Origin of the sequence: Microbacterium zouquanmingi (assembly GCF_052266695.1) — a bacterium.
Taxonomy (GTDB): domain Bacteria; phylum Actinomycetota; class Actinomycetes; order Actinomycetales; family Microbacteriaceae; genus Microbacterium.
On record NZ_JBQPQZ010000001.1, the window covers coordinates 194309 to 216858 of the forward strand.

Sequence of the window (22550 nt, forward strand, 5' to 3'; positions counted from 1 at the left end):
TCTCACTCGAACCGTTCGATGCCCTCCAATCGGATCTGGTCGAGATCGAGTCGCGCAGAGATCTGATGCACGATGAGATCGTCTACGGTTCCCGCACGGCGGAGGCGACGAAGCACCTCGCGCTTGTGCTCGAGCATCGCGAGCTTCAGCCGCGACAGCTCGTCGTTCTTCAGCAGCGGCGAGCGCTGCTCGAGGTCGACATCCGACGAGGTGGCGACCATCTGCAGAACTCTCCCGGATGCCGCGACGGGAGCACTGCTCAGCTCCACCGAGCCATCGGCCAGCGGATCCGGTTCGTCCAGCATCTCTTCCATCGCCCCCACCTCGGCATTGACCAGGGCACGCTCCCTCGCCATCGCCCTGGCATTCGCGAGCTCGAGCATCTCGTAGCCGTCGCGTCGCACTCGATCTCGCACCTCTTCGCTGATCCCGTGCTCAGCGGCGAGCGCGTCCAGCGCCGCCATCGCCGAGCCCGAGATCGCACGCTCAGCGAGTTCGGACTCTTCGTCCTCGGCGTGATCGACCGGATACCGCGCCCAGCGGGCCACTATCGGCAGAAGAGGGCCCTGCACGAGAAGACTGAGCAGGATCACTCCTGCGGTGACGAAGATGATGTCGTCGCGGCCGTCGAGTCGGGCGCCGCTCTCGGTTGCGAGCGGAACCGAAAGCGCGATCGCGAGTGAGACCGCACCCCTCATCCCTGCCACGGTGCTCACGATCTGCATCCGCGTGCGCAGGCCGAGCGGGTGCACCGCCCCTCCCCCCATGCGCTGGAACGGCACCGCGAGCATCTGGAACAGGAAACGCACGACCAGAAGCGCCACCCATACGGCGACGGTGGCAATGGTCAACCAGCCGATCATTCGCAGCGAGGTCTGGTGCACGACCCATTGCACCTCCAGCCCGATCAGCACGAAGAGCGCCCCGTTGAGCAGGAAGACCCCGAACGGCCAGACCGCTTCTGCCTGTCGCCGGGAAGCAGCGGTGGTGACTCGCGGGCTGAGATACGCCGCGATGAGTCCGGCGACGACGACGGCGAGAACACCCGATGCATGAATCATCTCAGCGATCATGAACGCGGTGAACGGAACCAGCAGCATCGTCACATTGGTCGCGATCGTCGTGTGCACTCGACGCAGCAGCAGCCAGGCTGCAGCGGCGACCGCGATTCCGACTGCGATCCCGCCGAGGTACGACACAAGCACCGTCCAGGTGACGATCAGTGGAGTCACCTGGCCACCGACGGCGATAGACACGGCGATCGCGTACAGCACCAGCGCGGTGCCGTCATTCGTGAGGCTCTCCGCCTTCAACTTCATGAAAGCGCGCCGAGGCAGCAGTCTGCCAAGAGCTGCGACAGCCGTCGCATCCGGCGGCGCGACCGCGGCACCCAGGATGAGTGCGATCTCCCATGGCATTCCGAACATCACCGCCACTCCCGCTACCGCGAATGCGGAGGCGACCACGAGCAGAGTGCTCATCGGCAGGATGTATCGGAAGTCACGCCTGATCGACCGCAACGAGGTCGTCAGGCTCTCCCAGAACAGCATCACCGGAAGGAACAGCAGCAGCACCGTCTCCGGCGGCAGCTGCACCTCGCGCAGCGGCGGGACGAACCCCAGAAGCAGGCCGAACACGACGAGCACGAGTGGCAGCGCCAGGCGAAGACGCGGCGCGAGCAGCGTTCCCACCAGAATCGTCAGCCCCAGCAGGACCGTGATCTCGAGACCTTCCATGCGCATCGCCCTTCTGCCGTCGCGGGCGGACACGCAACGTGCGAAGAAGCACAGCGCCCGTCAAGGAAAAGGTATTCCTTGACGGTGCATCATAAAAGCCCCATCACTGTGCTCACGAGGCACTGTGCTCACGAGGCGCTGCCGTCAGGCTGCGCTGTAGTCGGGCAGCTGCTGCAGCGTCCACGTGTTGCCATCGGGATCGTCGAACGTCACGAACCTCCCCCATGCCTGCTCATCAACACCGTCAGCCTCGACGCCGACGTCGCGCAACTGCGCGAGGGCGGCATCTGCATCGGCAACGACGACCTGGATCGTGTTCTGCTGCCCGGGCTCGAGGCTGGTCCCGAGGTTCGTGCCGAACGCGATCGAGCATGCTGATCCGGGAGGCGTCATCTGCACGAACCGCAGCCCCTCAGCCGGGGTGTGATCGTGATCGGCGTTGAAACCGATCTTCACGTAGAAGTCCTTCGAGCGATCGACGTCGGTCACCGGCACGAAGATGAGTTCGATCTTCCAGTCCATCATCTGCTCCTCCTGGCGGGCATCGGCGCCCGGCCATCCACCACGCTACGCGCGACCACGGACATTCGTCCTGGATACTGATCAGATGACATCGCAGCGAGCGGCCGATCGAATGCAGATGATCCTCGACTCTCTGTGTCTCGGACAGAACGACGCACGGGTGAGTCAGCTGGTCGATGCGTTCGGAGGCGAACCCGTCGAGGTTCATGAGTACCGCTTCGGTGAACCACAGGTGTTCTCGCGGCACTTGTGTTTCGAGTCCGGCGGGGAGATCGTGCTTCACGACGATGCCGTCATCGCCGTGATCCTGCATGTGACCGCAACACCGTTCGCTCCACGTGGGCTCGACGTGGCGGAATGGATCGATGGTGTCGACAACGACGCGACGTTCCACGATTTCAAGACCGTCTTCGGCTCGTCATGGCACTTCGCCGACGGTGACCGCTGTTTCACACTCGATTCCGGGTTCGTGCTCCCTGAGTTCAAGAAGTACGGCGGCTCTGCAGCCGGCGATCTGCGGCGCGTGCTCTTCATCGTTGATGATCCGAAAGCCGATTGTCGCCCGGCAGACGAAGACTGCTCGGTGTGCCGCGATCTGATTCGCCGAACGTCCGACGGATCCTTCGACGTGGATGAAACGGTCGACGCTCTCATCGCGGCCGTCGACGCCGGGAGCCTCAAAGAAAAAGGCAGATGCGTGCCCCTCGCCGATCTTCGACCTTTGCATGTCTCGGCGTTGATGGCGCTGGTTGAGAGTCAGGCCACCTGCACCGCATGCCACCGGGTCGCATGCATCACGCTTCACCGCGATTCTGCCCCGACCTTCGGCCACTATCCCGTCGATGCCGCGATGCGACGTCCGCTCGAGGCGATTCCTCCTATCGAGCGATGGGCTGACGATGCCCGAATCGCTGCGGCCCGCGACGCAATGCGATACGTCGATCATGAACCGGCATCCTGGTTCCTCGTCGAGCGACCCGACGGGCTGTATCTCGACGTCAGGTACGCGATCAACACGATGGTCGACGACAGTGCTCTGATCCTTTTGGATGAGTCAGAGCAGCAGCAGTATCGCGAACGCGGTCACGGCTACATCACCGAGCTCGCCAGGCGTATCGAAAGAAGCGGTCCTTATGAAGAGACGTCTCCCTTCTACTCGAGGGACCTCTACCGCCGACCGGGCGGCCGACAGAAGTACGCTGCCGAGGTGAGCGCGGCGATCGCCAACCACACCTGGCTCGCGCAGATGAAGCAGTCAGCGGCGAAGCCCTGAGCTGCGGGCTCTTCCGCGAGCTGTCGTCAGATCCAGCCCTTGTCCTGCGCGATCCGCACCGCCTGGGCGCGGTTCGAAGCGCCGACCTTGCCGATCGCCGCGGACAGGTTGTTGCGCACCGTACCCGGTGAGAGGAACACTTCGGATGCGATCGCCGCGGCGCTGCGTCCGTCAGCTGCCAGTCGCAGCACCTGCTGCTCGCGTTCGCTGAGGGGGTTCGCGCCCTCGAACAGGCTGGCTTCGGCCAGCGCCGGATCGACGACGCGCAACCCTGCGTGCACCCGGCGCACAGCGTCGACGAGCTGCTCCACCGGAGCATCCTTCACGACGAATCCGCTCGCACCAGCCTCCAGAGCGGACCGCAGATAGCCGGGGCGCGCGAACGTCGTGACGATCAGCACCCGGGTATCGGGGCTCGCATCGCGCACGGCGCGCGTAGCGACGATGCCATCCATCCCCGGCATCTGAATATCCATCAGGCAGACGTCGGGATTCGTCTCGGAGACGACACGAACGGCTTCTTCACCATCGGAGGCAATGCCCACGACGCGGAGATCGGACTCGAGCTCCAGCAGGGCTGCAAGCGCACCGCGCAGCATCGCCTGGTCATCGGCGACCACGATCGTGATCTGCTCTGAATCTGTCACCAGGTCACCTCCACTTTCGTTCCCTGGTCGTCGGCCGGTGCAACACGAAACATTGCTCCGCTGGTCGTAGCGCGCTCGCGCATCCCGCGCACACCGTTGCCCTCGTTGCCGCTGTTTCCGCGCCCATCGTCGATCACCGCGAATTTCCCCGGCGCGATGCGCACAGTGACGCTCTTCGCATCCGCGTGCCGCAGAACGTTGGTCGTCGCCTCACGCAGAATCCAGCTCGCCGTCAGCGACTGCACCGGGGAGAGCACTGCGGGATCCCCCTCCACATGCAGCACCACGTCGGCCGACCTCAGCGCATCACGACAGGACTCGAGCTGGCTGCCGAGCGCCGCACTGCGGACCCCCGCGACCGTAGCGCGCACCCCGGCGATCGCCTCGGCGGTGAGGGACTCGATGTCCGCGAGCTCTGCCTTCGCGCGCCCAGGGTCGCTGTCGATGAGCTTGCGCACCAGCTGCGCCTTCAGCTTCACGACGGTCAGCGAGTGCCCGACGAGATCGTGCACATCACGAGCGACCGCTTCTCGCGCCTCGCTCGTGGTGAGCTCGCGATCCAGAGTGTCGGCTTCCGATGACCGAATGATCAAGGTCGTGGACACCGTATTGACCACCCCCAGCATGAGCACGATCGCGAGGATCGCGAGGTAGGTGAGCCACCCGGGCAACAGGAACACCGTCGCTGCCGTGATGACCACTCCCGAAGCGAGAGTGATCCAATGCGCGGGCCTGGTGAGTCCGTATGACGCGAACGACATGATGAAAGGAATGAAGCTCAGCGCGTTGCCGCCCACACTCGGGATCGTCAACACGCCGCAGACGATCAGCGCAGCGAACGCGCACCACTGAATGGGCTTGGGCGGACTCATGAGCCCGCCTCCGCTGCCGCTCATGCCGTTGATGAACCCCGCGACATAGATCACCACGAAGGCTGCCAGTGCGATCCAACCGGTGATGACCCAGCCGCGCGCCGCCGGAGAGTTCACGAGGGCGATGACCGGGTAGACGAGGAACACCAGCCAGATCACAGCCATCAGCCAGCCGTAGCGCTCCCACGGCGAGCGCTGGCCTCGGCGGGTGGTTCCATCCGTCATGTCTCGACCCTATCGGCGCGAGTACGAGCGCTTGATGCCTGCCATCACGAGGGCGGTGAACAGCGCGAGCCACACCACGATGTTCAGCACGACCATCCACAGCGGATCGACCTGTCCGGTAGTAAGGGTTCCGTCCGTGAGCGGCCAGCGGCTCAGTGCGACGTAGCCGTAGAGAGGGGTGAACCGCGCAATGTCGAGCATGACGCCATCAAGCGGCATGAACACGTTGCCGAAGAAAGCGAAGAAGGTCATCGAGATCGATGCCAGCGCCGCAGCCGTATCGGAGTTGAAGAACAGCCCCACACCGAGCCCGTACAAGCCGTAGACCAGGCCGAGGCTCAGCATGATCCCGGCAGACGCCCACCATCGCCAGGCATCGGATGCCTCCGCACCGGTGGCGAATCCGACGGCGAAGACCAGCAGCACCGCGAGAGCCGCGAAAGCGAGCGAGGTGAGGAGCTTGGTCACCGCGTATCCGGTCGTTCCAAGCGGAGTCATGGCGAGCTGACGCCCCCAGCCCTGCTTGGATTCCGTCGCTGCCAACGAGGACAGCGAACTCATCGCGACCGCGCAGCCGTAGGCCGCCATCGACACCATCACGTAGAACTTGACGTTGCCGTGTCCTGCGGTGATGTCGCCGTAGCCCATGCTCGCTCCGAAGAGCAGATACATCGCCACCGGCATCCCGAGCGTGAACGCGAGCGTGTACGGGTTTCTGACCTGACGCATCGCTTCGACGCGCAACATTGTGGGTGAGATCGACATGGCCATGATCAGTCCTCCGTGAGGGCGGTGAAAGCGGTTTCGAGGGTGGGCGCTGCGATCTCCAGATCGTGTGCCCCGGCGTTCAGAAGAGCGGATGCCGCGGCATCCGAATCTGTCGCCCGCAAGCTGACTCGATCACCGTCGACGCGCACGTCGACGATGCCGTCTGTCGCTTGCAGTTCGCGCACCAGAGCATCCGCACCTTCGGCGGGAAGGTTTGCTGCGAGGGTGCGTCCGCCGAGGTTCGCGCGCAACTGCGCGGTGGGCGCATCGGCGACGATCGCGCCCCGGCGCATGACGACCGTGCGGCGAGCGAACTGCTCGGCCTCTTCGAGGTAGTGCGTGGCGAAGAGAATCGTGCGGCCTGCATCCGCATCGGCGCGCATGACGTCCCAGAAGTGCCGGCGGGCGTTGACGTCCATTCCCGCGGTCGGTTCGTCGAGCACGAGGATGTCGGGGTCGGCGACCAGCGCCAACGCGAACTTCACCCGCTGCTGCTCACCACCGGAGCACTTGGCGACGCGACGGCGTGCGATCTCGGTCAGATCGGTGCGCGCGAGCACGTCCGGAACACGTGAGAGAGCGTCGGAGCCGTGCAGTGATGCGATCACCTCGACGGTCTCGCGAACAGTGAGGTCCGACAGCAGTCCGCCGGTCTGCAGCACGCCGGCGATCACGCCGGACTTGGCTGCCTTGCCCGGCTTCTCTCCGAAGATCGTCACACTCCCGCTGCTCGGCTCTGCGAGGCCAAGCAGCATGTCGAGAGTGCTCGTCTTGCCGGCACCATTGGGCCCGAGAAGAGCGACGATCTCGCCACGGCGGATGCTGAGGCTCACGCCGTCGACGGCCTTCACCGCACGCTCGCCCACGCCGAACCGCTTCTGCAGGTTCTCGATCGCGATGGCTGTGTCGGCTGCCGCGACTGCGGGTGTCCTCGGAGTCAGAGTTGCCTGTGAAGTGCTCATGCATCCAGCTTGGCGCAGCCGCTGCACAGGTTCCGGAGGCCGCTGTCACCTCGTCGGCATGACACGTGTCATGCCGTGGTCGGGGTCAGGCTCGCAGGAAGACGCCGTCCAGGAACGACGTGAGCTCGTCCGCCGCATCCAGCGGCAGCACCGCGGCGACGTACTGATCCGGGCGCACGACGACGACCACGCCGTCTCGGCTCAGCTCGCGCTCAGCGAAGATGTCCGCGTCCGTCCACGCGTTGGGAGCTGCGGTATAGACCTTCTCCCAGTCCGTCAGTCCCAGCGGACCGGACTTCGGCAGGAACAGCTCCGGCGCTGACAGGATCTCGATGTCCTCGTACTTCTCCTGGTAGATCACCTTCACATCGAAGACAGCATCCGCGTCAGCATCCGCCGGCGTGAATCCGGCGAGAATGGGCGCGGCATCTGCCGCCCACTTCTCCAGCTGTTCGTGCGAGGCGTCCGAGAACGCGTACACGCGCCAGCGCCCGTCGGCCTTCGCGTGGTGCCCGAGGTGCGCGACGTTGCCATCGCAGACCCGCACCACCTCGACCGACTTGAAGCGCCTCCCGAGCGGGAAGCCCACGGCGAGATCCTGGTGCTCAGAGCCGCCCGTGATCGCCGAGGGCTCGTAGTGCGTCATGAATCCAGAGGGGAACTCTGCGGTCGCGAGGTAGTAGTTCGACAGCTCCTGCGGGTCGGAGATCTCCTCGGGCTTGCGCGCCATGAGGGTCGACCATTCCCGGTCGAAGTCGATGAGCTGCTGCGCGACCGGCTGCCGCTCTGCGGAGAAAGTGCGCAGCAGGCTCTCCGGCGAGATTCCGGTGAGCACGGAGCCCAGCTTCCAACCGAGGTTGAAGCCGTCCTGCATCGAGACGTTCATGCCCTGGCCGGCCTTGGCGCTGTGGGTGTGGCAGGCATCTCCGGTGAGGAAGACGCGCGGTGCGCGGTCAGAAGTTCCAGCCACGTCATCGAATCCATCCGTGACGCGGTGTCCGACTTCGTAGACACTCGACCAAGCGATCTCTTTCACGTCCAGGGTGTACGGATGCAGGATCTCGTTCGCCTTCCTGATGATCGCTTCGATCGGCGTCTGGCGCACGCGATGGTTGTCGTCTGCGGCGACCTCGCCCAGATCGACGTAGACACGACTGAGGTAGCCGCCCTCGCGCGGAATATGCAGGATGTTCCCCGCCGCCGCGTTGATGGCGGCCTTGGTGCGCCAGTCCGGGAAGTCCGTGTTCGCCAGGATGTCCATGACGCCCCAGGCGTGCGCCGAGAACTCACCGATGTGCTGGCGACCGATCGCCTCGCGCACGCCACTGCGAGCCCCGTCGCAGCCGACGACGTACTTCGCACGGATCGTGCGCTCCTCGCCGTTGCGCTCCCCCGCGACGTAGCGCACGCGCACCTCAACGGGGTACTCGCCGGTCTCGCCGATGGTGAGCCCGAGGAACTCCACGCCGAAGTCCGGCACAATGCGCCCAGGACCGTCGGCAGCAGCCTCGGCGAAGTAGTCGAGCACGCGCGCCTGGTTCACGATGAGGTGCGGGAACTCGCTGATCTTGAATCCGTAGTCCTCAGTGCGAGTCGTGCGGATGATGTTCTCGGGGTTCTCCGGGTCGGGACTCCAGAAGTTCATGTACGCGATGTTGTACGCCTCAGCGATGATCCGCTCGGCGAACCCGAACGCTTGGAAGGTCTCCACGCTGCGCGGTTGAATGCCGTCGGCCTGGCCGAGCGGAAGCCGGCCGTCACGGCGTTCGATGATCCGCGTGGTGATCGTCGGATATTGCGACATCTGTGCGGACAGCAACATCCCCGCGGGCCCAGATCCGACGATCAGAACGTCCATCTCATCGGGAAGGTCAGCCGGGCGATCGATGCCGGTGCCCGCCGCCGCGACGACATGCGGGTCCTTCGAGACGTAACCGTGGTGGTGGAACTGCATTTCTTATGCCCTCGACATTCCGTAGATCGGACTCACTGATTGTTCGTCTTCATGGTCAGGACCCAGCGGAATCCCGCTTCGGTCGCGCAGCAGCAGAGTCGCGATCAACCCGATCAGCGTCATCCCCGCCAGGTACCAGGTGACCATCTCGGTGGAGCCGGTGGCAGCCACGATGGCCGCGGCGATCGTGGGAGCGAATGCGCCACCGACGATGGCACCGATCGCGTACGAGATAGAAACTCCCGAGAACCGAATGGATGCTGGGAACAGCTCTGTGTACAGCGCGGCTTGCGGCCCGTACGTGAACCCGAGGCCGATCGTGAGGATCGCAAGGCCAAGGAACAGAAGCCCGACGCTCCCGGTGTTCACCAGCGGGAAGAGCAGGAACACACCGACCAGCTGGAAGATCCACCCGGAGATGTAGGCGTTGCGGCGACCGATCTTGTCAGAGATCCATCCGGCGAGAAGAGTCGTCAGCAGCCAGGTGACCGCAGAGCCCGTGACCGCCCACAGCACCTCGCCGCGGTCCAGGCCGATCGGGCCCTCGGGGTTGGTCGCGTAGCCCTGGATGTACCCGCCGGTGGTCATGTACCCGACCGCGTTGTTGCCGGCGAAGACGAGGGCTGCGATGATCACGAGGAGCAGGTGCTTGCGGAACAACTGCACGATCGGCATTTTCGCCTTCTCCTTGCGTGCGGCGAGCTCGGCGAACACGGGGCTCTCTTCGACGTTGCGACGCACGTAGTAGCCGATCAGGATCAGCACGACGCTGAGCAGGAAGGGGATGCGCCATCCCCAGGCGAGGAATTGGTCGCCAGGTGCGATGACGGTCATGATCGCCATGACGGCAGAGGCCAGCAGCAGGCCGAGCGGCACGCCGATCTGCGGAGAGGCGCCGAAGATGCCGCGCTTGTGCTTAGGAGCGTGCTCGACGGCCATGAGCACCGCGCCGCCCCACTCGCCGCCTGCAGAGATGCCCTGCAGAATGCGCAGGAAGACGAGCATGATCGGTGCACCGATGCCGATGACCTCAGCGGTCGGCAGAACACCGATCAGCGCAGTGGCCGCACCCATCAGAATGAGCGTCCACATCAGCACGCGCTTGCGGCCGAGCCGGTCTCCGAAGTGTCCTGCCAGAAACGCGCCGAGTGGACGGAACAGGAAGCTGATGCCCACCGTGGCGAATCCGAGGATCACGGTGTTGGTTCCGAGCGCCGAGAAGAACAGCTGTCCGAAGACGAGGCCGACGGCGGTGGCATAGATGAAGAAGTCGTACCACTCGACGGTGGTGCCGACGACAGTCGCGAAGACGACGCGGCGGCGATCTGCGGCACTGGCGATGGTGCCGGTCGGCGTGAAGCCGGGCTGATCAGTCATTGATGCTCCTTGGGGGGACGTCGTTGTCTCGGGGCTGAAGTCATCCTTGCAACCTCGTGATCAGATGATATACGATTTCAAATACATCGCACAAGAGCGATGCACACACCGCAAGGAGGCGCTCACTGTGACGGACTCGATCGGTCGTCCTGGCAAGATCATCGCGATCCACCTCAGCTACACCTCTCGCGCGCAGCAGCGCGGCCGGCGGCCCGCTGCTCCCTCGTACTTCTTCAAGGCCGCAAGCTCGGTCGCGGCATCTGGTGGCACTGTCGAGCGCCCAGCCGGCACCGAGCTGCTCGCCTTCGAGGGCGAGATCGCGCTCGTCATCGGCGACCCCGCCCGACACGTGAGCCTCGAGGATGCGTGGTCGCATGTCGCATCCGTCACCGCGGCCAACGACCTCGGCCTCTACGACCTGCGCGCGAACGACAAGGGCTCGAACGTCCGCTCGAAGGGCGGCGATGGCTACACGCCGCTGGGTCCCGACCTGATCGACGCGCAGTCGATCGATCCGGGCGACATCCGAGTGCGCACCTGGGTCAACGGTGAACTCCGTCAGGACGACAACTCCGCCGGCCTCATCTTCCCTCTCGCGCAGTTCGTCGCAGATCTGTCGCAGCATTTCACGCTCGAGACCGGTGACGTGATCCTCGCCGGCACCCCGGCGGGCTCATCGGTGATCGTCCCCGGCGATGTCGTCGAGGTCGAAGTGGATGCTCCGAACGCACCCGGCTCCCCCACCTCGGGCCGGCTGGTCACCACTGTCACGCAGGGTTCGATTCCGTTCGACAAGACGCTGGGCTCGCTTCCCGCTGTCGATGACACGCAGCGCACGGAGGCGTGGGGATCTGCTGAGGAAGCGGATCTCACCCCCGCCACGCCGAGCGGCCTCTCTGCCGAGCTGCGGGCGAAGCTCGAGAAGGCCCCCACCGCCGGGCTCTCCGCCCAGCTGCGCAAGCGCGGGCACCACCAGTGCTTCATCGATGGCGTCGCCGCCAACATACCTGGAACGAAGATCGTGGGCACCGCGCGCACGCTGCGTTTCATTCCTGCTCGCCAAGACCTCTTCGCAAGCCATGGCGGCGGCTACAACGCGCAAAAACGCCTGTTCGACGCCGTCGGCGAGGGCGAGGTCATCGTCATCGAGGCACGAGGCGAGGCCACGACCGGAACGCTCGGCGATATTCTCGCCCTTCGCGCCACCGCGCGCGGCGCGGCTGGAGTGGTCACCGACGGCGGCGTGCGCGACTTCGACGAGGTCGCGCGCATCGGCCTACCGGTGTTCTCGCAAGGCGCCCACCCATCGGTACTCGGACGCAAGCATGTCCCCTGGGAGCTCGACATCACGATCGGCTGCGGTGGAGCCGCTGTTCAGCCCGGCGACGTGATCGTCGGTGATGGTGACGGCGTGATCGTGATTCCCCCGTCCATCGCTGAAGAGATCGTCGATGCGACCCTCGCGCAGGAGGACGAAGACGCCTGGATCGCCACGCAGGTCGAGGCAGGGCACCCGGTCGATGGCCTGTTCCCCATGAACGCCGAATGGCGCGCGAAGTACGAAGCGAGCCGTGCATGATCAAACCCCCCAGCAAGTCACAGCGCGCCTACCAGTGGATCAAAGAGCGCATCGCGAGCCAGAGCTACACACCCGGATATCGGCTCGTGCTCGGCAGCATCGCCGGCGAGCTCGACATGAGCGTCGTCCCCGTACGCGAGGCGATCCGCCAGCTCGAAGCCGAAGGTCTCGTGCAGTTCGAGCACAACGTCGGCGCACGCGTCGCCATGGTCGATGATGCGCAGTACCGCCACAGCATGGAGGCGCTCAGCGTGCTCGAGGGCAGTGCGACTGCCCTGTCGGCACCGCACCTCAAGTCCGAAGACCTCGAGCGCGCCCGCGCGATCAACGAGAAAATGACCGAGACCCTCGGTCACTTCAACCCGACTGCGTTCACCCAGTTGAACCAGCAGTTCCACGAGGCCCTCATCGCCTCATGCCCCAACCCGCGCCTGCGTGAGCTCGTCACCCTCGAGATGCAGCGCCTGAACCGTCTGCGCGATTCGACCTTCAGCTTCGTTCCCGGCCGTGCGCATGAATCGGTCCGCGAGCACGAGCAGATCATCGCGCTGATCGAGACCGGGGCGCCGTTCGCCGAGATCGAGGACGCCGCACGCAGACACCACTCGGCCACCCTCGAGGCCTACATTTCGCACGACCGTGCAGCTGCCCAAGAACAGCGCGACGATGCTGTCGCCGCCCCCGTCCATTGATACCGGAGGAATCATGACCGACTCACGCATCCCCGCAGACCTTCCCGATCACATCCAGCACTACATCGACGGAGAGTTCGTCGACTCGCTCGACGGCGACACCTTCGACGTGATCGACCCGGTCACCAACGAGGTCTACATCAAGGCGGCTTCCGGCAAGGTCGCCGATATCGACCGCGCCGTCGCCGCAGCCAAGCGCGCATTCGATGAGGGTCCATGGCCCAAGATGCTGCCCCGCGAGCGCTCGCGTGTGCTGCACAAGATCGCCGACATCGTCGAGTCCCGCGATCAGCGCCTTGCAGAGCTCGAGAGCTTCGACTCCGGCCTCCCGATCACCCAGGCTCTGGGTCAGGCTCGTCGCGCCGCCGAGAACTTCCGATTCTTCGCCGACCTGATCGTCGCGCAGGCCGATGACACCTTCAAGGTGCCGGGTCGCCAGATCAACTACGTCAACCGCAAGCCGATCGGTGTGGCAGGGCTCATCACGCCGTGGAACACCCCGTTCATGCTCGAGTCGTGGAAGCTCGGCCCTGCGCTTGCGACCGGCAACACGGTCGTGCTGAAGCCGGCCGAGTTCACCCCGCTGTCGGCATCCCTCTGGGCTGGCATCTTCGAGGAGGCCGGCCTCCCCGCCGGAGTCTTCAACCTCGTCAACGGCTTCGGCGAAGAGGGCTTTGCCGGCGACTCGCTGGTGAAGCACCCTGACGTTCCGCTCATCTCGTTCACCGGCGAAAGCCGCACCGGACAGCTGATCTTCGCCAACGCCGCGCCGTTCCTCAAGGGACTGTCGATGGAATTGGGCGGTAAATCGCCCGCTGTCGTGTTCGAAGATGCCGATCTGGACACGGCCATCGACGCGACCATCTTCGGCGTCTTCTCCCTCAACGGCGAGCGCTGCACTGCGGGTTCGCGCATTCTCGTGCAGCGCAGCATCTACGAGGAGTTCGTGACGCGCTACGCGACACAGGCAGGGCGCGTGAAGGTCGGACTCCCGAACGACCCGACCACCGAGGTCGGCGCTCTCGTCCACCCCGAGCACTACGACAAGGTCATGAGCTACATCGAGATCGGCAAGGGCGAGGCGAAGCTCGTCGCCGGCGGCGGGCGCCCGGAAGGGTTCGAGACCGGCAACTTCGTCGCCCCCACCGTTTTCGCCGATGTCTCCCCCGATGCGCGGATCTTCCAGGAGGAGATCTTCGGACCTGTCGTCGCGATCACGCCGTTCGATGACGACGAAGAGGCTCTCACCCTGGCGAACAACACCAGGTACGGCCTGGCTGCGTATATCTGGACGAATGACCTCAGGCGCGCACACAACTTCGCAGGAAATATCGAGGCAGGCATGGTCTGGCTGAACTCGAACAACGTGCGGGACCTCCGGACCCCGTTCGGCGGAGTGAAGGCGTCCGGCCTCGGCCACGAAGGCGGATACCGATCGATCGACTTCTACACCGACCAGCAGGCCGTGCACATCAACCTCGGCGAGGTCCACAACCCCGTTTTCGGAAAGCAGTAAGGACGCTGACATGACGAACCGTGAAGACATGACCCTGACCTCCTCGGGCTACTACGTGAGCGCAGAGGCACCCATCCAGACAGATAACCCGGTCGCGACCCCCAAGACGTCACCGCCAGACATCCTCCGCTGCGCGTACATGGAGCTCGTGGTCACCGATCTCGCAGCCTCCCGCCAGTTCTATGTCGACATCCTCGGCCTGCACGTGACCGCAGAGGACGACGAGGTGATCTACCTGCGCTCGACGGAGGAGTTCATCCACCACAACCTCGTGCTGCGCACGGGCCCGATCGCGGCCGTTGCCGCGTTCTCGTACCGTGTTCGTTCAGCGGAGGACCTCGACCGTGCCGTCGAGTTCTACACCGAACTCGGCTGCGACGTCCGCCGCAATGCAGATGGCTTCGTCAAGGGCATCGGCGACTCGGTGCGCGTGGTCGACCCGCTCGGCTTCCCGTACGAGTTCTTCTTCGAGACCACCCACGTCGAACGCCTCTCCTGGCGGTACGACCTGCACACTCCGGGTGAGCTCGTGCGTCTGGACCACTTCAACCAGGTCACCCCTGACGTGCCACGCGCAGTGCGCCACTACCAGGACCTCGGCTTCCGCGTCACGGAGGATATCCAGGACGAAGAAGGCACCGTCTACGCCGCCTGGATGCGCCGCAAGCCCACCGTGCACGACACCGCCGCTACCGGCGGCGATGGCCCGCGGATGCACCACGTCGCGTTCGCCACGCACGAGAAGCACAACATCCTCGCGATCTGCGACAAGCTCGGATCGCTGCGCCGTTCGGATGCCATCGAGCGCGGCCCCGGCCGTCACGGTGTGAGCAACGCGTTCTACCTGTACCTGCGCGACCCTGACGGGCACCGCGTCGAGATCTACACCCAGGACTACTACACGGGCGACCCCGACAACCCGGTCGTCACCTGGGATGTGCATGACAACCAGCGTCGTGACTGGTGGGGCACCCCCGTCGTACCCTCCTGGTACACCGAGGCTTCCCTCGTGCTCGACCTCGACGGCAACCCGCAGCCGGTCATCGCACGTACCGACTCCAGCGAGATGGCGGTCACGATCGGCGCCGATGGCTTCTCGTACACCCGCAAGGACGAGGGCGAAGACTCCATGCCCGAGTACAAGCAGGGCGAGTACAAACTGGGACACCAGTTGTGACGCTGCCTGCCGAGGTGATCGAAGCGATCGCGGACGAGCTCGCCGAGGCCGATCGCACGAAGAGCGTGATCCCGCGGATCACCGCGCGATACCCGGATGCGACGATCGAGGACTCCTATGCCATTCAAGGCATATGGCGGGACAAGAACGTCGCCTCCGGGCGCAAGCTCGCCGGTCGCAAGATCGGACTGACATCCAAAGCGATGCAGCAGGCAACCGGGATCACCGAGCCCGACTACGGCGTGATGTTCGATGACACCGTGTTCTCCTCTGGCGCCGAGATCCGGTTCGACGACTTCTCGAACGTGCGCATCGAGGTCGAACTCGCGTTCGTGCTGAAGGCGCCGCTCGAGGGCCCCGACTGCACGCTGGAAGACGCTCTGGCCGCGATCGACTACGCCGTTCCCGCGCTCGAAGTGCTCAACTCCCACATCGAGCTCGAGGGCCGCACGATCGTGGACACGATCAGCGACAATGCCGCCTACGGTGCGATGGTGCTCGGCGACGTGCGCAAGCGTCCCGATGAGATCGACCTGCGCTGGGTGCCCGGTGTCCTCTCGCGCAACGGCGAGATCGAGGAGACCGGCGTCGCACAGGGCGTACTCGGCCACCCGGCGACCGGAGTGGCATGGCTGGCGAACAAGTTCCACCAGCACGGTGCGCGCCTGGAGGCCGGCGAGGTCATTCTCGCCGGCTCCTTCACGCGCCCGATGTGGGTGCACAAGGGCGACGAGGTGCGCTGCGACTACGCAGAGATGGGCGAGATCACATGTCGTTTCATCTGACCCCGCCTCCGTCGTTCCGCGATCGCCTCGCGGCGAGCTCTCGGCCCCTGATCGGCGCGTGGATCTGCTCAGGCAGCCCGGTCGCGGCCGAGATCGTCGCGGGCTCTGGCCTGGACTGGACGCTGATCGACGGCGAACACAGCCCGATCGGCTTGGAGGCGATCCTCGCACTGCTGCAGGCTGTGGCGCCCTACCCGATCACCCCGGTCGTTCGTGTGCCATCGGCGGATCCGACCTGGATCAAGCAGGTCCTCGACCTCGGAGCGCAGAACCTGCTGGTGCCGATGGTGAACTCCGCTGAGGATGCCGCCGCCGCTGTCGCCGCCACCCGCTACCCGCCTCTCGGCGTCCGCGGCGTGGGCAGCGCGCTTGCGCGCGCAGCGCAGTTCAACCGCATCGAGGGCTACCTGCAGCGCGCTCACGAGATCACCTCGCTCACGGTGCAGATCGAGACGGATGCCGCAGTGCAGAACGCTCGTCGGATCGCCGAAGTCGATGGCGTGGACGCGGTCTTCATCGGTCCGAGCGATCTCGCAGCCTCCATGGGGCTGCTCGGCCAGCAGGAGCATCCCGACGTCGTCGCAGCTGTCGAGCACACGATCGCTGAGGTGCGCGCAGCCGGAAAGCCCGTCGGAGTGAACGCATTCGCCCCCGACACTGCCCGCCGCTATCTTGAGGCCGGGGCAGAATTCGTGCTGGTCGCCGCCGACGTATCGATCCTCGCGCGTGCGACCGAGAATCTGGCTGCGGAGTGGATTCCTGCGGCAGAGGCATCTGACCGGGCCAGCTACTGACGACTAGCGTGAGAGCATGCCTCACCTGCTGATCGTGCATCACTCACCGTCGTCGGGGGTGGCCGAGCTCGCCGCAGCGGTACTGCGTGGCGCGCGCACGGCGAAGGGCGAAGGCGTAGAGGTCATTGAACGTGCTGCCCTCGAGGCGACAGCGCAGGATCTGCTCGACGCGGATGCCGTGATCTTGGGCACGACGGCGAATTTCGGATACATCTCCGGTGCCCTCAAGCACTTCTTCGATACGACGTTCTACGAGACGCTCGAACACACGAAGGGTCTCCCCTTCTCCTACTGGATCCACGGCGGCCACGACACGACAGGCGCCGAGCACGCGATGACGTCGATGACGACCGGTTACGGCTTCCGGCTCGCCGCCGCGCCCGTGGTGTTCACCGGTGACATGACCGAAGAGCACCTCGAAGAAGCCGAGGACATGGGCGCAAGCGTCGCCTGGTCGCTCACGCTGTGAGCGGCGCACTCACCGCAGCGGGTCGGTGAGGAGCCTTGCGAAGGCTGCCTCGGCTGCGCCGATCAGCAGACGGTCCTGCCCGAGGGCAGCGGATGCGATATGCAGTTCTTTCGCAGAGATGGCGAGCGAACGCTCGCGTACCGCCGCGTCGAACCCCTCTGGGTCCTGATCGCGCAGAATGCCGAGGAATCCGCCGAGCACGATCATCGAAGGGTTCAAGACATTCACGGCGTTGCTGATGGTCGCAGCGAGCACGCCGCGTTGACGGTCGACCTCATCGTCCGCGGTGGGTCCCGGGTCGCTGGCGAGAGCGGCGGCAAGAGCGGCATCATCCCCGCCCACCAGCTGCGCTGCTGACATGAGCCGCGCCCTCCCGACCTCATCCTCCAGAACGCCGTCATGAGTGCGGCGATGTGATTCGTTCGCGATGCCGGGCCTGGTCTGTCCCCATTCACCGGCATAGCCGCCCGCTCCCCGGATCAGCGCACCGCCGAGGATCGCACCTCCACCGATACCACTGGCACCACCGTTCAGGTAGACGATGTCGGCATGCTCGCGAGCGGCGCCGAAGAGATGCTCAGCACGCGCACCCAGCGATGCATCGTTGTCGACGGCCACCGGCACGCCGAGTGCTTCGGAGAGCGGCGTCGCGATGTCTTCATCACGCCATTGCAGATGGGGCGCCAGGCGCACCAGTCCGTCGCCGGAGCGCACGAGACCCGGAACCGCCACGCCGATTCCGACGATGCGGCTGCCCGCGAGCTCGCCGTCCATCCATTCGCCGACGACGCGCGCGACGGTCTCGACCACCTCCGCGACCCCTGGGCGCACAGCGTCGACGCGGGCGCGCACGCGCACCGCTCCGCCGAGGCTGACCGCCCCGATCTCGATGGCGTCGACCTCAGGGTTCACCCCGATCGCCACGATCTCACGACTGCCCGCGACGATGGGGCTCGGCCGTCCAACCCTCTTGGTCGGATCGGGCTGCTGCTCGACGACAAGTCCGTGCTCTGCCAGTGCCGTCACGAGGTCCGCGACCGTCGACCTGTTGAGGCCCGTTTCCGCGGTGATGAGCGAGCGCGATCTTGGACCGAGGTGATGCACCAGACGCAGCACCTCGCCGAGGTTGGTACGGCGCACCTCTTCGACTGCGGTCGCGCGTTCCTTCATCGAGGTGCTCGTTCCTGTGTCATGGTCGATTGTTCTCAGGCTACCGGCGCGACCGCCTCATCCTCGGAGGGCTCGTAGCGGAAGTCGCGGATTCCCACGCAGCCGTGCGGTTCACGCCCATGACTGGTCGCGAAGACGCCCAGCCAGATTCCGAGGAAGCCGCCTGTCGACGAAGCATCCAGTTCGCGCCCGTCAGCGCGCGCCAGCACCTCGCCGCCTGCGACGAGCTGGTAGTCGTACCCGCGAGCGCGCACACCGAGAGTGACGGCTGCTTCGGCTGGGACGACCTGTCCGTCACTGACTGTGTCGCGGCCCGCCTTGCACTGCACGCTGCTCAGCTGCAGTCCAGCATCCGTTCTTGTGACCTGCACGCTCGCGTGGTCCTTCTCGGACTGCCGCACGACCAGCCCGGCTGTCTCACCCACGGCGAGCGCGGACACGTCGAGATCGACCGTCACATCGACGTGGTCGTGCTGCTGCCGCACACCGACGAATGCCACTGTTCCCGCATCGGTCAGAGTCTCTGACCTCACCGGCAGCGTCCATCCGTCGCCGTCAGAGGTGGCGATCGATCGCGGCACCGCGCGCAGAGACGTCCAGCGCGGGTCATCGGGAAGCACGATGCCTGCCCTTCGCGCGTCCGGCTGCCAGGTGCGATCGTCCACGGCCGCATCCAACCACGGAATCTCGATCGCCTGGGCCAGGCTTCCACGCCCAGGGGCGAACACGGGCCAGCCGTCCTCCCACGCGACGGCGCACAAGAAGGTCTCGCGTCCCAGCGGGTAGTGATGACCGTCCGCCGCACGCATTGCGAGCATGACTGCCTGCCATGAGCCGTCCGGGGCCTGGAAGAGGTCGGCGTGTCCCGCACCGATCACGCGCGAGCTCCGACCGAGGTGCCGATGGGTGAACACCGGATTGGCCCGGTTGCCGACGTAGGGGCCAGTGACCTCGTCAGCGCGTGCAACGCTCACTGCGTGATGGAACTCCGTGCCGCCTTCCGCCGCGATCAGGTACCAGCGGCCGTCGATCAGGTACAGGTGCGGCGCTTCAGCCCACACCACCCCATCCACCGCTCCATGCCAGATCACGTGCTCTTCGCCGATGAGTGTCTGCTGGGTGCGGGAGTACTCCCGCACCCAGACTTCGGTCTGATGGAACCACAGCGGATCGTCGGCGAGCCTGGTCCCATGCATCCACACCCGACCGTCTTCGTCGAACGCCACCGAGGGATCGATCCCTCGGACATCGAGCCAGACGGGATCACTCCATGGACCTGCGGGGTCCTCTGCGGTGATGACGAAGTTGCCTCCGCGCGAATCATCCTGTTGATCGACGATCGTGCAGACGATCCAGAACCGCTCTCCGTCATGTCGGATCGTCGGCGCGTACAGTCCGCCGGACGACGCGATCCGGTCGAAATCGAGCATCCCGTTGCGATCGATCGCGCAGCCGATGGTCTCCCAGTGCACGAGGTCGCGCGATCGCAGAATCGGGAGACCCGGCAGGTACTCGAAGGTCGACGTCACGAGGTAGTAGTCCTCACCGACCCGGCAGATCGAGGGATCCGGAAAGCACCCGGGAAGGATGGGGTTGGCCGCCGTGATCACGAATACGAGACTTCCACCAGACGAGCATCGGCCCCCGTGACGGCATGGACCTCACCGATGAGCGGAAGCACCCGTGCCGGCGTGGCGGAGGCACCGAAGTCGCGGTGATGACGATCACGCGAGTTCACGATCGCACCACCGGTCGTATCTCCGCGCTCGAGGTCAGGGGTCGCAGCCGCATGCGACCCCACCCAGACAGCGACATCACCGGGTTCGACGACCTTCACCCGTCGCCGGTCGGTGAAGGCGAACCTCGTCACAGGAACATCGAAACTTACTCGACGCGACTGGCCTGGCTCGAGCGGCACCCGCGCGTAGCCGAGCAGCTGAGTCACGGGGCGAGTGACGGATGCGACGAGGTCGCGCCCGTACAGCTGCACGACGTCCGCGCCCTCTCGGGAGCCCACGTTCGTCACGGTGACCGAGGCACTGAAGCGTCCGTCAGTCGTTGCCTGCGCATCGACGACGAAGTCCGTGTACTCGAAGGACGTGTACGTCAGGCCGAACCCGAACGGACGCACCGGCGTGGGGTCGGTCGAGGTCACGTCCGACGGTCCGCCGAGAATCGGATGCAGGTAGCTGTACGGCTGCGCACCCGCTGCCCGAGGCAGGCTCAGCGGCATCCTGCCGGATGGCGAAACGGCGCCGGTCAGCACGTCTGCGATTGCTGTCGCTCCCTCTTCGCCGGGGAAGAACGCCTGGAGCACTGCGCCAGGACGTGCCTCACCCGTGTCGAGCGCCCACTCGATCGCATAGGGGCGACCCGTGAGCAGCACCATGACGACGGGGGTTCCCGTCGCCGCGATCCGCTCGACGAGCTCGCGCTGAACACCAGGAAGGTCCAGTGACTCCACGTCGTTTCCCTCCCCCACCGTTCCGCGGCCGAAGAGCCCGGCCTGGTCGCCGATGATCACGATCGCGATGTCGGCGTCCGCCGCAGCCTGCTCGGCTTCGGCGAAGCCGGAACGGTCATCGCCTTCGACCTCGCCACCGCGGACATGCACGATCTCGGCATCCGGAATCGCGGCGACGAGCGCTTCGCGCACCGTCGGGATCTCGAACCCGTTCTCGAATCCCGGGTGGTGGGCCAGCACGTGGTTCGCGAAGGAATAGCATCCCTGCAGCGCATCCGTGCGATCGGCGTTCGGTCCGATCAGCGCGATGCGCCGGGCAGAGGATGCCAGCGGCAGGACGCCATCGTTCGACAGCAGCACCAGCGACTGCGCAGCCAGCCGCCGCGCCACCTCCCGGTGGCGCGGAGTGTCGAGGTCGATCTCCGCGGGCGGGCCGTCTTCGAACACGTCGGGCTCGAGCAGACCGAGCTGCTCCTTCTGCATGAGCACACGGATCACGGAGCGGTCGATGTACGCCTCGTCGAGGACGCCTGCGCGCACCCGATCGAGGAGCGGTGCGAGATACGCGTCCCCCGAAGGCAGCTCGACATCGATGCCTGCCTTCAGCGCGAGCTCCGCGGCTTCGCCGCGATCGACAGCGACCGCGTGCATCACTTCGAGGAAGGCGACCGCGAAGTAGTCTGCGACCACGACACCGTCGAAGCCGAGGCGTTCCCGCAGCTCATGCGTCAGCAGCTCCGGGTCGGATGCCACCGGGATCTCGTCGATCGCCGCGTAGCTGTTCATGACGCTGCGGACGTCGCCGTCGCGGATCGCCATCTCGAACGGCGGGAGGAACACATCGGCGATCTCGCGCGGACCGGCCGAGACCGGCGCGTGGTTGCGCCCCGCGCGCGACGCCGAGTACCCGAGGAAATGCTTGAGAGTCGCGTGGACCCCTGCGGACTGCAGCCCCTGCACATACGCAGTGCCGACGGTACCGACCAGATACGGGTCCTCTCCGATGCACTCGTCGACCCGCCCCCAGCGAGGATCGCGGACGACATCGAGCACCGGAGCGAGCCCCTGATGGATCCCGAGCTCCCGCATCGACTTCCCGATCAGCGCACCCATCTCGGCAACCAGATCAGGGTTGAACGAGGCTCCCCATGCGAGCGGAGTCGGGAACGTCGCAGCCTTCCACGCCGCAAGCCCCGTCAGGCACTCCTCATGCACGATGGCGGGGATGCCGAGGCGCGTCTCACTCTTCAGGCGCCGTTGCTCCGTCCACAGCCACGCCGCTCGTTCCACGGGGTCGACTGGCCTCGTGCCGTACACGCGGGTGAAGTGCCCGATGCCGTGACGGGTGATCTCTGCCAGCGCCTCAGAGTGACCGCCGCCTCCCATCTCGTTCTGCATCGGTGCGACGACCTCGCCACCCTGGTCGAGCCAATAGCCGACCAGCTGTGCCGCTTTCTCCTCGAGCGTCATCTGCGCGAGCAGTGCGCTCACCCGCTCTGATGCGACGGGGAATGCGGGAATCTCCGCGGTCATCTGAGGTGCCTCCAAGAAAGTATCGCTCGTCATGA

At 65.6% G+C, this 22550-nt stretch carries 19 protein-coding genes; 8 read left to right on the plus strand and 11 right to left on the minus strand.

What is annotated here, in order from left to right; all coding sequences use genetic code 11:
* Window positions 1-2 precede the first annotated feature (2 nt).
* Both ACTU6U_RS00950 and ACTU6U_RS00955 read right to left on the minus strand, forming a co-directional pair.
* Entirely contained in the window at window positions 3-1736 is a 1734-nt protein-coding gene (locus ACTU6U_RS00950) for a Na+/H+ antiporter (RefSeq protein WP_443467287.1), read from the minus strand.
* A 144-nt stretch (window positions 1737-1880) separates the two neighbouring features.
* Window positions 1881-2258 (minus strand): VOC family protein, encoded by a 378-nt coding sequence (locus ACTU6U_RS00955; RefSeq protein WP_443467894.1) that lies wholly within the window; start codon window positions 2256-2258, stop codon window positions 1881-1883.
* Window positions 2259-2343: 85 nt separating this feature from the next.
* On the opposite strand from ACTU6U_RS00955, the gene ACTU6U_RS00960 reads away from it, so the two are divergent.
* Entirely contained in the window at window positions 2344-3531 is a 1188-nt protein-coding gene (locus tag ACTU6U_RS00960) for a hypothetical protein (RefSeq protein WP_443467288.1), read from the plus strand.
* A 26-nt stretch (window positions 3532-3557) separates the two neighbouring features.
* Here ACTU6U_RS00960 and ACTU6U_RS00965 read toward each other — a convergent pair whose 3' ends face one another.
* From ACTU6U_RS00965 to ACTU6U_RS00990, 6 genes are all read right to left on the minus strand, one after another.
* Complete coding sequence (locus ACTU6U_RS00965) at window positions 3558-4178, minus strand: response regulator (protein ID WP_443467289.1); 621 nt, start codon at window positions 4176-4178, stop codon at window positions 3558-3560.
* Window positions 4175-5275 (minus strand): sensor histidine kinase, encoded by a 1101-nt coding sequence (locus ACTU6U_RS00970; RefSeq protein ID WP_443467290.1) that lies wholly within the window; start codon window positions 5273-5275, stop codon window positions 4175-4177. The genes ACTU6U_RS00965 and ACTU6U_RS00970 overlap by 4 nt, the downstream gene beginning before the upstream one ends.
* A 9-nt stretch (window positions 5276-5284) precedes the next feature.
* Entirely contained in the window at window positions 5285-6046 is a 762-nt protein-coding gene (locus ACTU6U_RS00975) for an ABC transporter permease (protein ID WP_443467291.1), read from the minus strand.
* Between the two features lie 2 nt (window positions 6047-6048).
* On the minus strand, window positions 6049-7005 hold the full coding sequence (locus ACTU6U_RS00980; RefSeq protein ID WP_443467292.1) for an ABC transporter ATP-binding protein: 957 nt from the start codon (window positions 7003-7005) through the stop codon (window positions 6049-6051).
* 85 nt (window positions 7006-7090) lie between these two features.
* Window positions 7091-8959, minus strand: a complete 1869-nt coding sequence (locus ACTU6U_RS00985; RefSeq protein ID WP_443467293.1) for an FAD-dependent monooxygenase — start codon at window positions 8957-8959, stop codon at window positions 7091-7093.
* Between the two features lie 3 nt (window positions 8960-8962).
* Window positions 8963-10336: an MFS transporter gene (locus tag ACTU6U_RS00990; protein ID WP_443467294.1), complete on the minus strand. Its 1374-nt coding sequence runs from the start codon at window positions 10334-10336 to the stop codon at window positions 8963-8965.
* Between the two features lie 127 nt (window positions 10337-10463).
* Between ACTU6U_RS00990 and ACTU6U_RS00995 the strand changes: the two genes are divergently transcribed.
* Genes ACTU6U_RS00995 through ACTU6U_RS01025 form a run of 7 tightly spaced genes read left to right on the plus strand, consistent with a single transcriptional unit; the run spans window position 10464 to window position 17348 of the window.
* Window positions 10464-11915 carry a fumarylacetoacetate hydrolase family protein gene (locus tag ACTU6U_RS00995; RefSeq protein ID WP_443467295.1) on the plus strand — a complete coding sequence of 484 codons (1452 nt, stop codon included), beginning with the start codon at window positions 10464-10466 and terminating at the stop codon, window positions 11913-11915.
* On the plus strand, window positions 11912-12607 hold the full coding sequence (locus tag ACTU6U_RS01000) for a GntR family transcriptional regulator (protein WP_443467296.1): 696 nt from the start codon (window positions 11912-11914) through the stop codon (window positions 12605-12607). Before ACTU6U_RS00995 ends, ACTU6U_RS01000 begins: the two co-directional genes overlap by 4 nt.
* A gap of 13 nt (window positions 12608-12620) precedes the next feature.
* Window positions 12621-14123, plus strand: coding sequence for a 5-carboxymethyl-2-hydroxymuconate semialdehyde dehydrogenase (gene hpaE / locus ACTU6U_RS01005; protein WP_443467297.1), 1503 nt, complete (start codon window positions 12621-12623; stop codon window positions 14121-14123).
* Window positions 14124-14133: 10 nt separating this feature from the next.
* Entirely contained in the window at window positions 14134-15300 is a 1167-nt protein-coding gene (gene hpaD, locus ACTU6U_RS01010; RefSeq protein WP_443467298.1) for a 3,4-dihydroxyphenylacetate 2,3-dioxygenase, read from the plus strand.
* A 2-nt stretch (window positions 15301-15302) separates the two neighbouring features.
* Complete coding sequence (locus ACTU6U_RS01015; protein ID WP_443467895.1) at window positions 15303-16085, plus strand: 2-keto-4-pentenoate hydratase; 783 nt, start codon at window positions 15303-15305, stop codon at window positions 16083-16085.
* On the plus strand, window positions 16070-16879 hold the full coding sequence (locus tag ACTU6U_RS01020) for an HpcH/HpaI aldolase family protein (protein WP_443467299.1): 810 nt from the start codon (window positions 16070-16072) through the stop codon (window positions 16877-16879). The genes ACTU6U_RS01015 and ACTU6U_RS01020 overlap by 16 nt, the downstream gene beginning before the upstream one ends.
* A gap of 16 nt (window positions 16880-16895) precedes the next feature.
* Window positions 16896-17348, plus strand: a complete 453-nt coding sequence (locus ACTU6U_RS01025) for a flavodoxin family protein (RefSeq protein ID WP_443467300.1) — start codon at window positions 16896-16898, stop codon at window positions 17346-17348.
* A 9-nt stretch (window positions 17349-17357) separates the two neighbouring features.
* On the opposite strand, the gene ACTU6U_RS01030 is transcribed toward ACTU6U_RS01025, so the two are convergent.
* From ACTU6U_RS01030 to ACTU6U_RS01040, 3 genes are read right to left on the minus strand one after another with little or no spacing between them, the layout of a single operon-like run.
* Entirely contained in the window at window positions 17358-18518 is a 1161-nt protein-coding gene (locus tag ACTU6U_RS01030; protein WP_443467301.1) for an ROK family protein, read from the minus strand.
* A gap of 35 nt (window positions 18519-18553) precedes the next feature.
* Complete coding sequence (locus ACTU6U_RS01035) at window positions 18554-20128, minus strand: glycoside hydrolase family 43 protein (protein ID WP_443467302.1); 1575 nt, start codon at window positions 20126-20128, stop codon at window positions 18554-18556.
* Complete coding sequence (locus tag ACTU6U_RS01040; RefSeq protein WP_443467303.1) at window positions 20125-22548, minus strand: beta-xylosidase/alpha-l-arabinosidase; 2424 nt, start codon at window positions 22546-22548, stop codon at window positions 20125-20127. The genes ACTU6U_RS01035 and ACTU6U_RS01040 overlap by 4 nt, the downstream gene beginning before the upstream one ends.
* Between the last annotated feature and the right edge of the window lie 2 nt (window positions 22549-22550).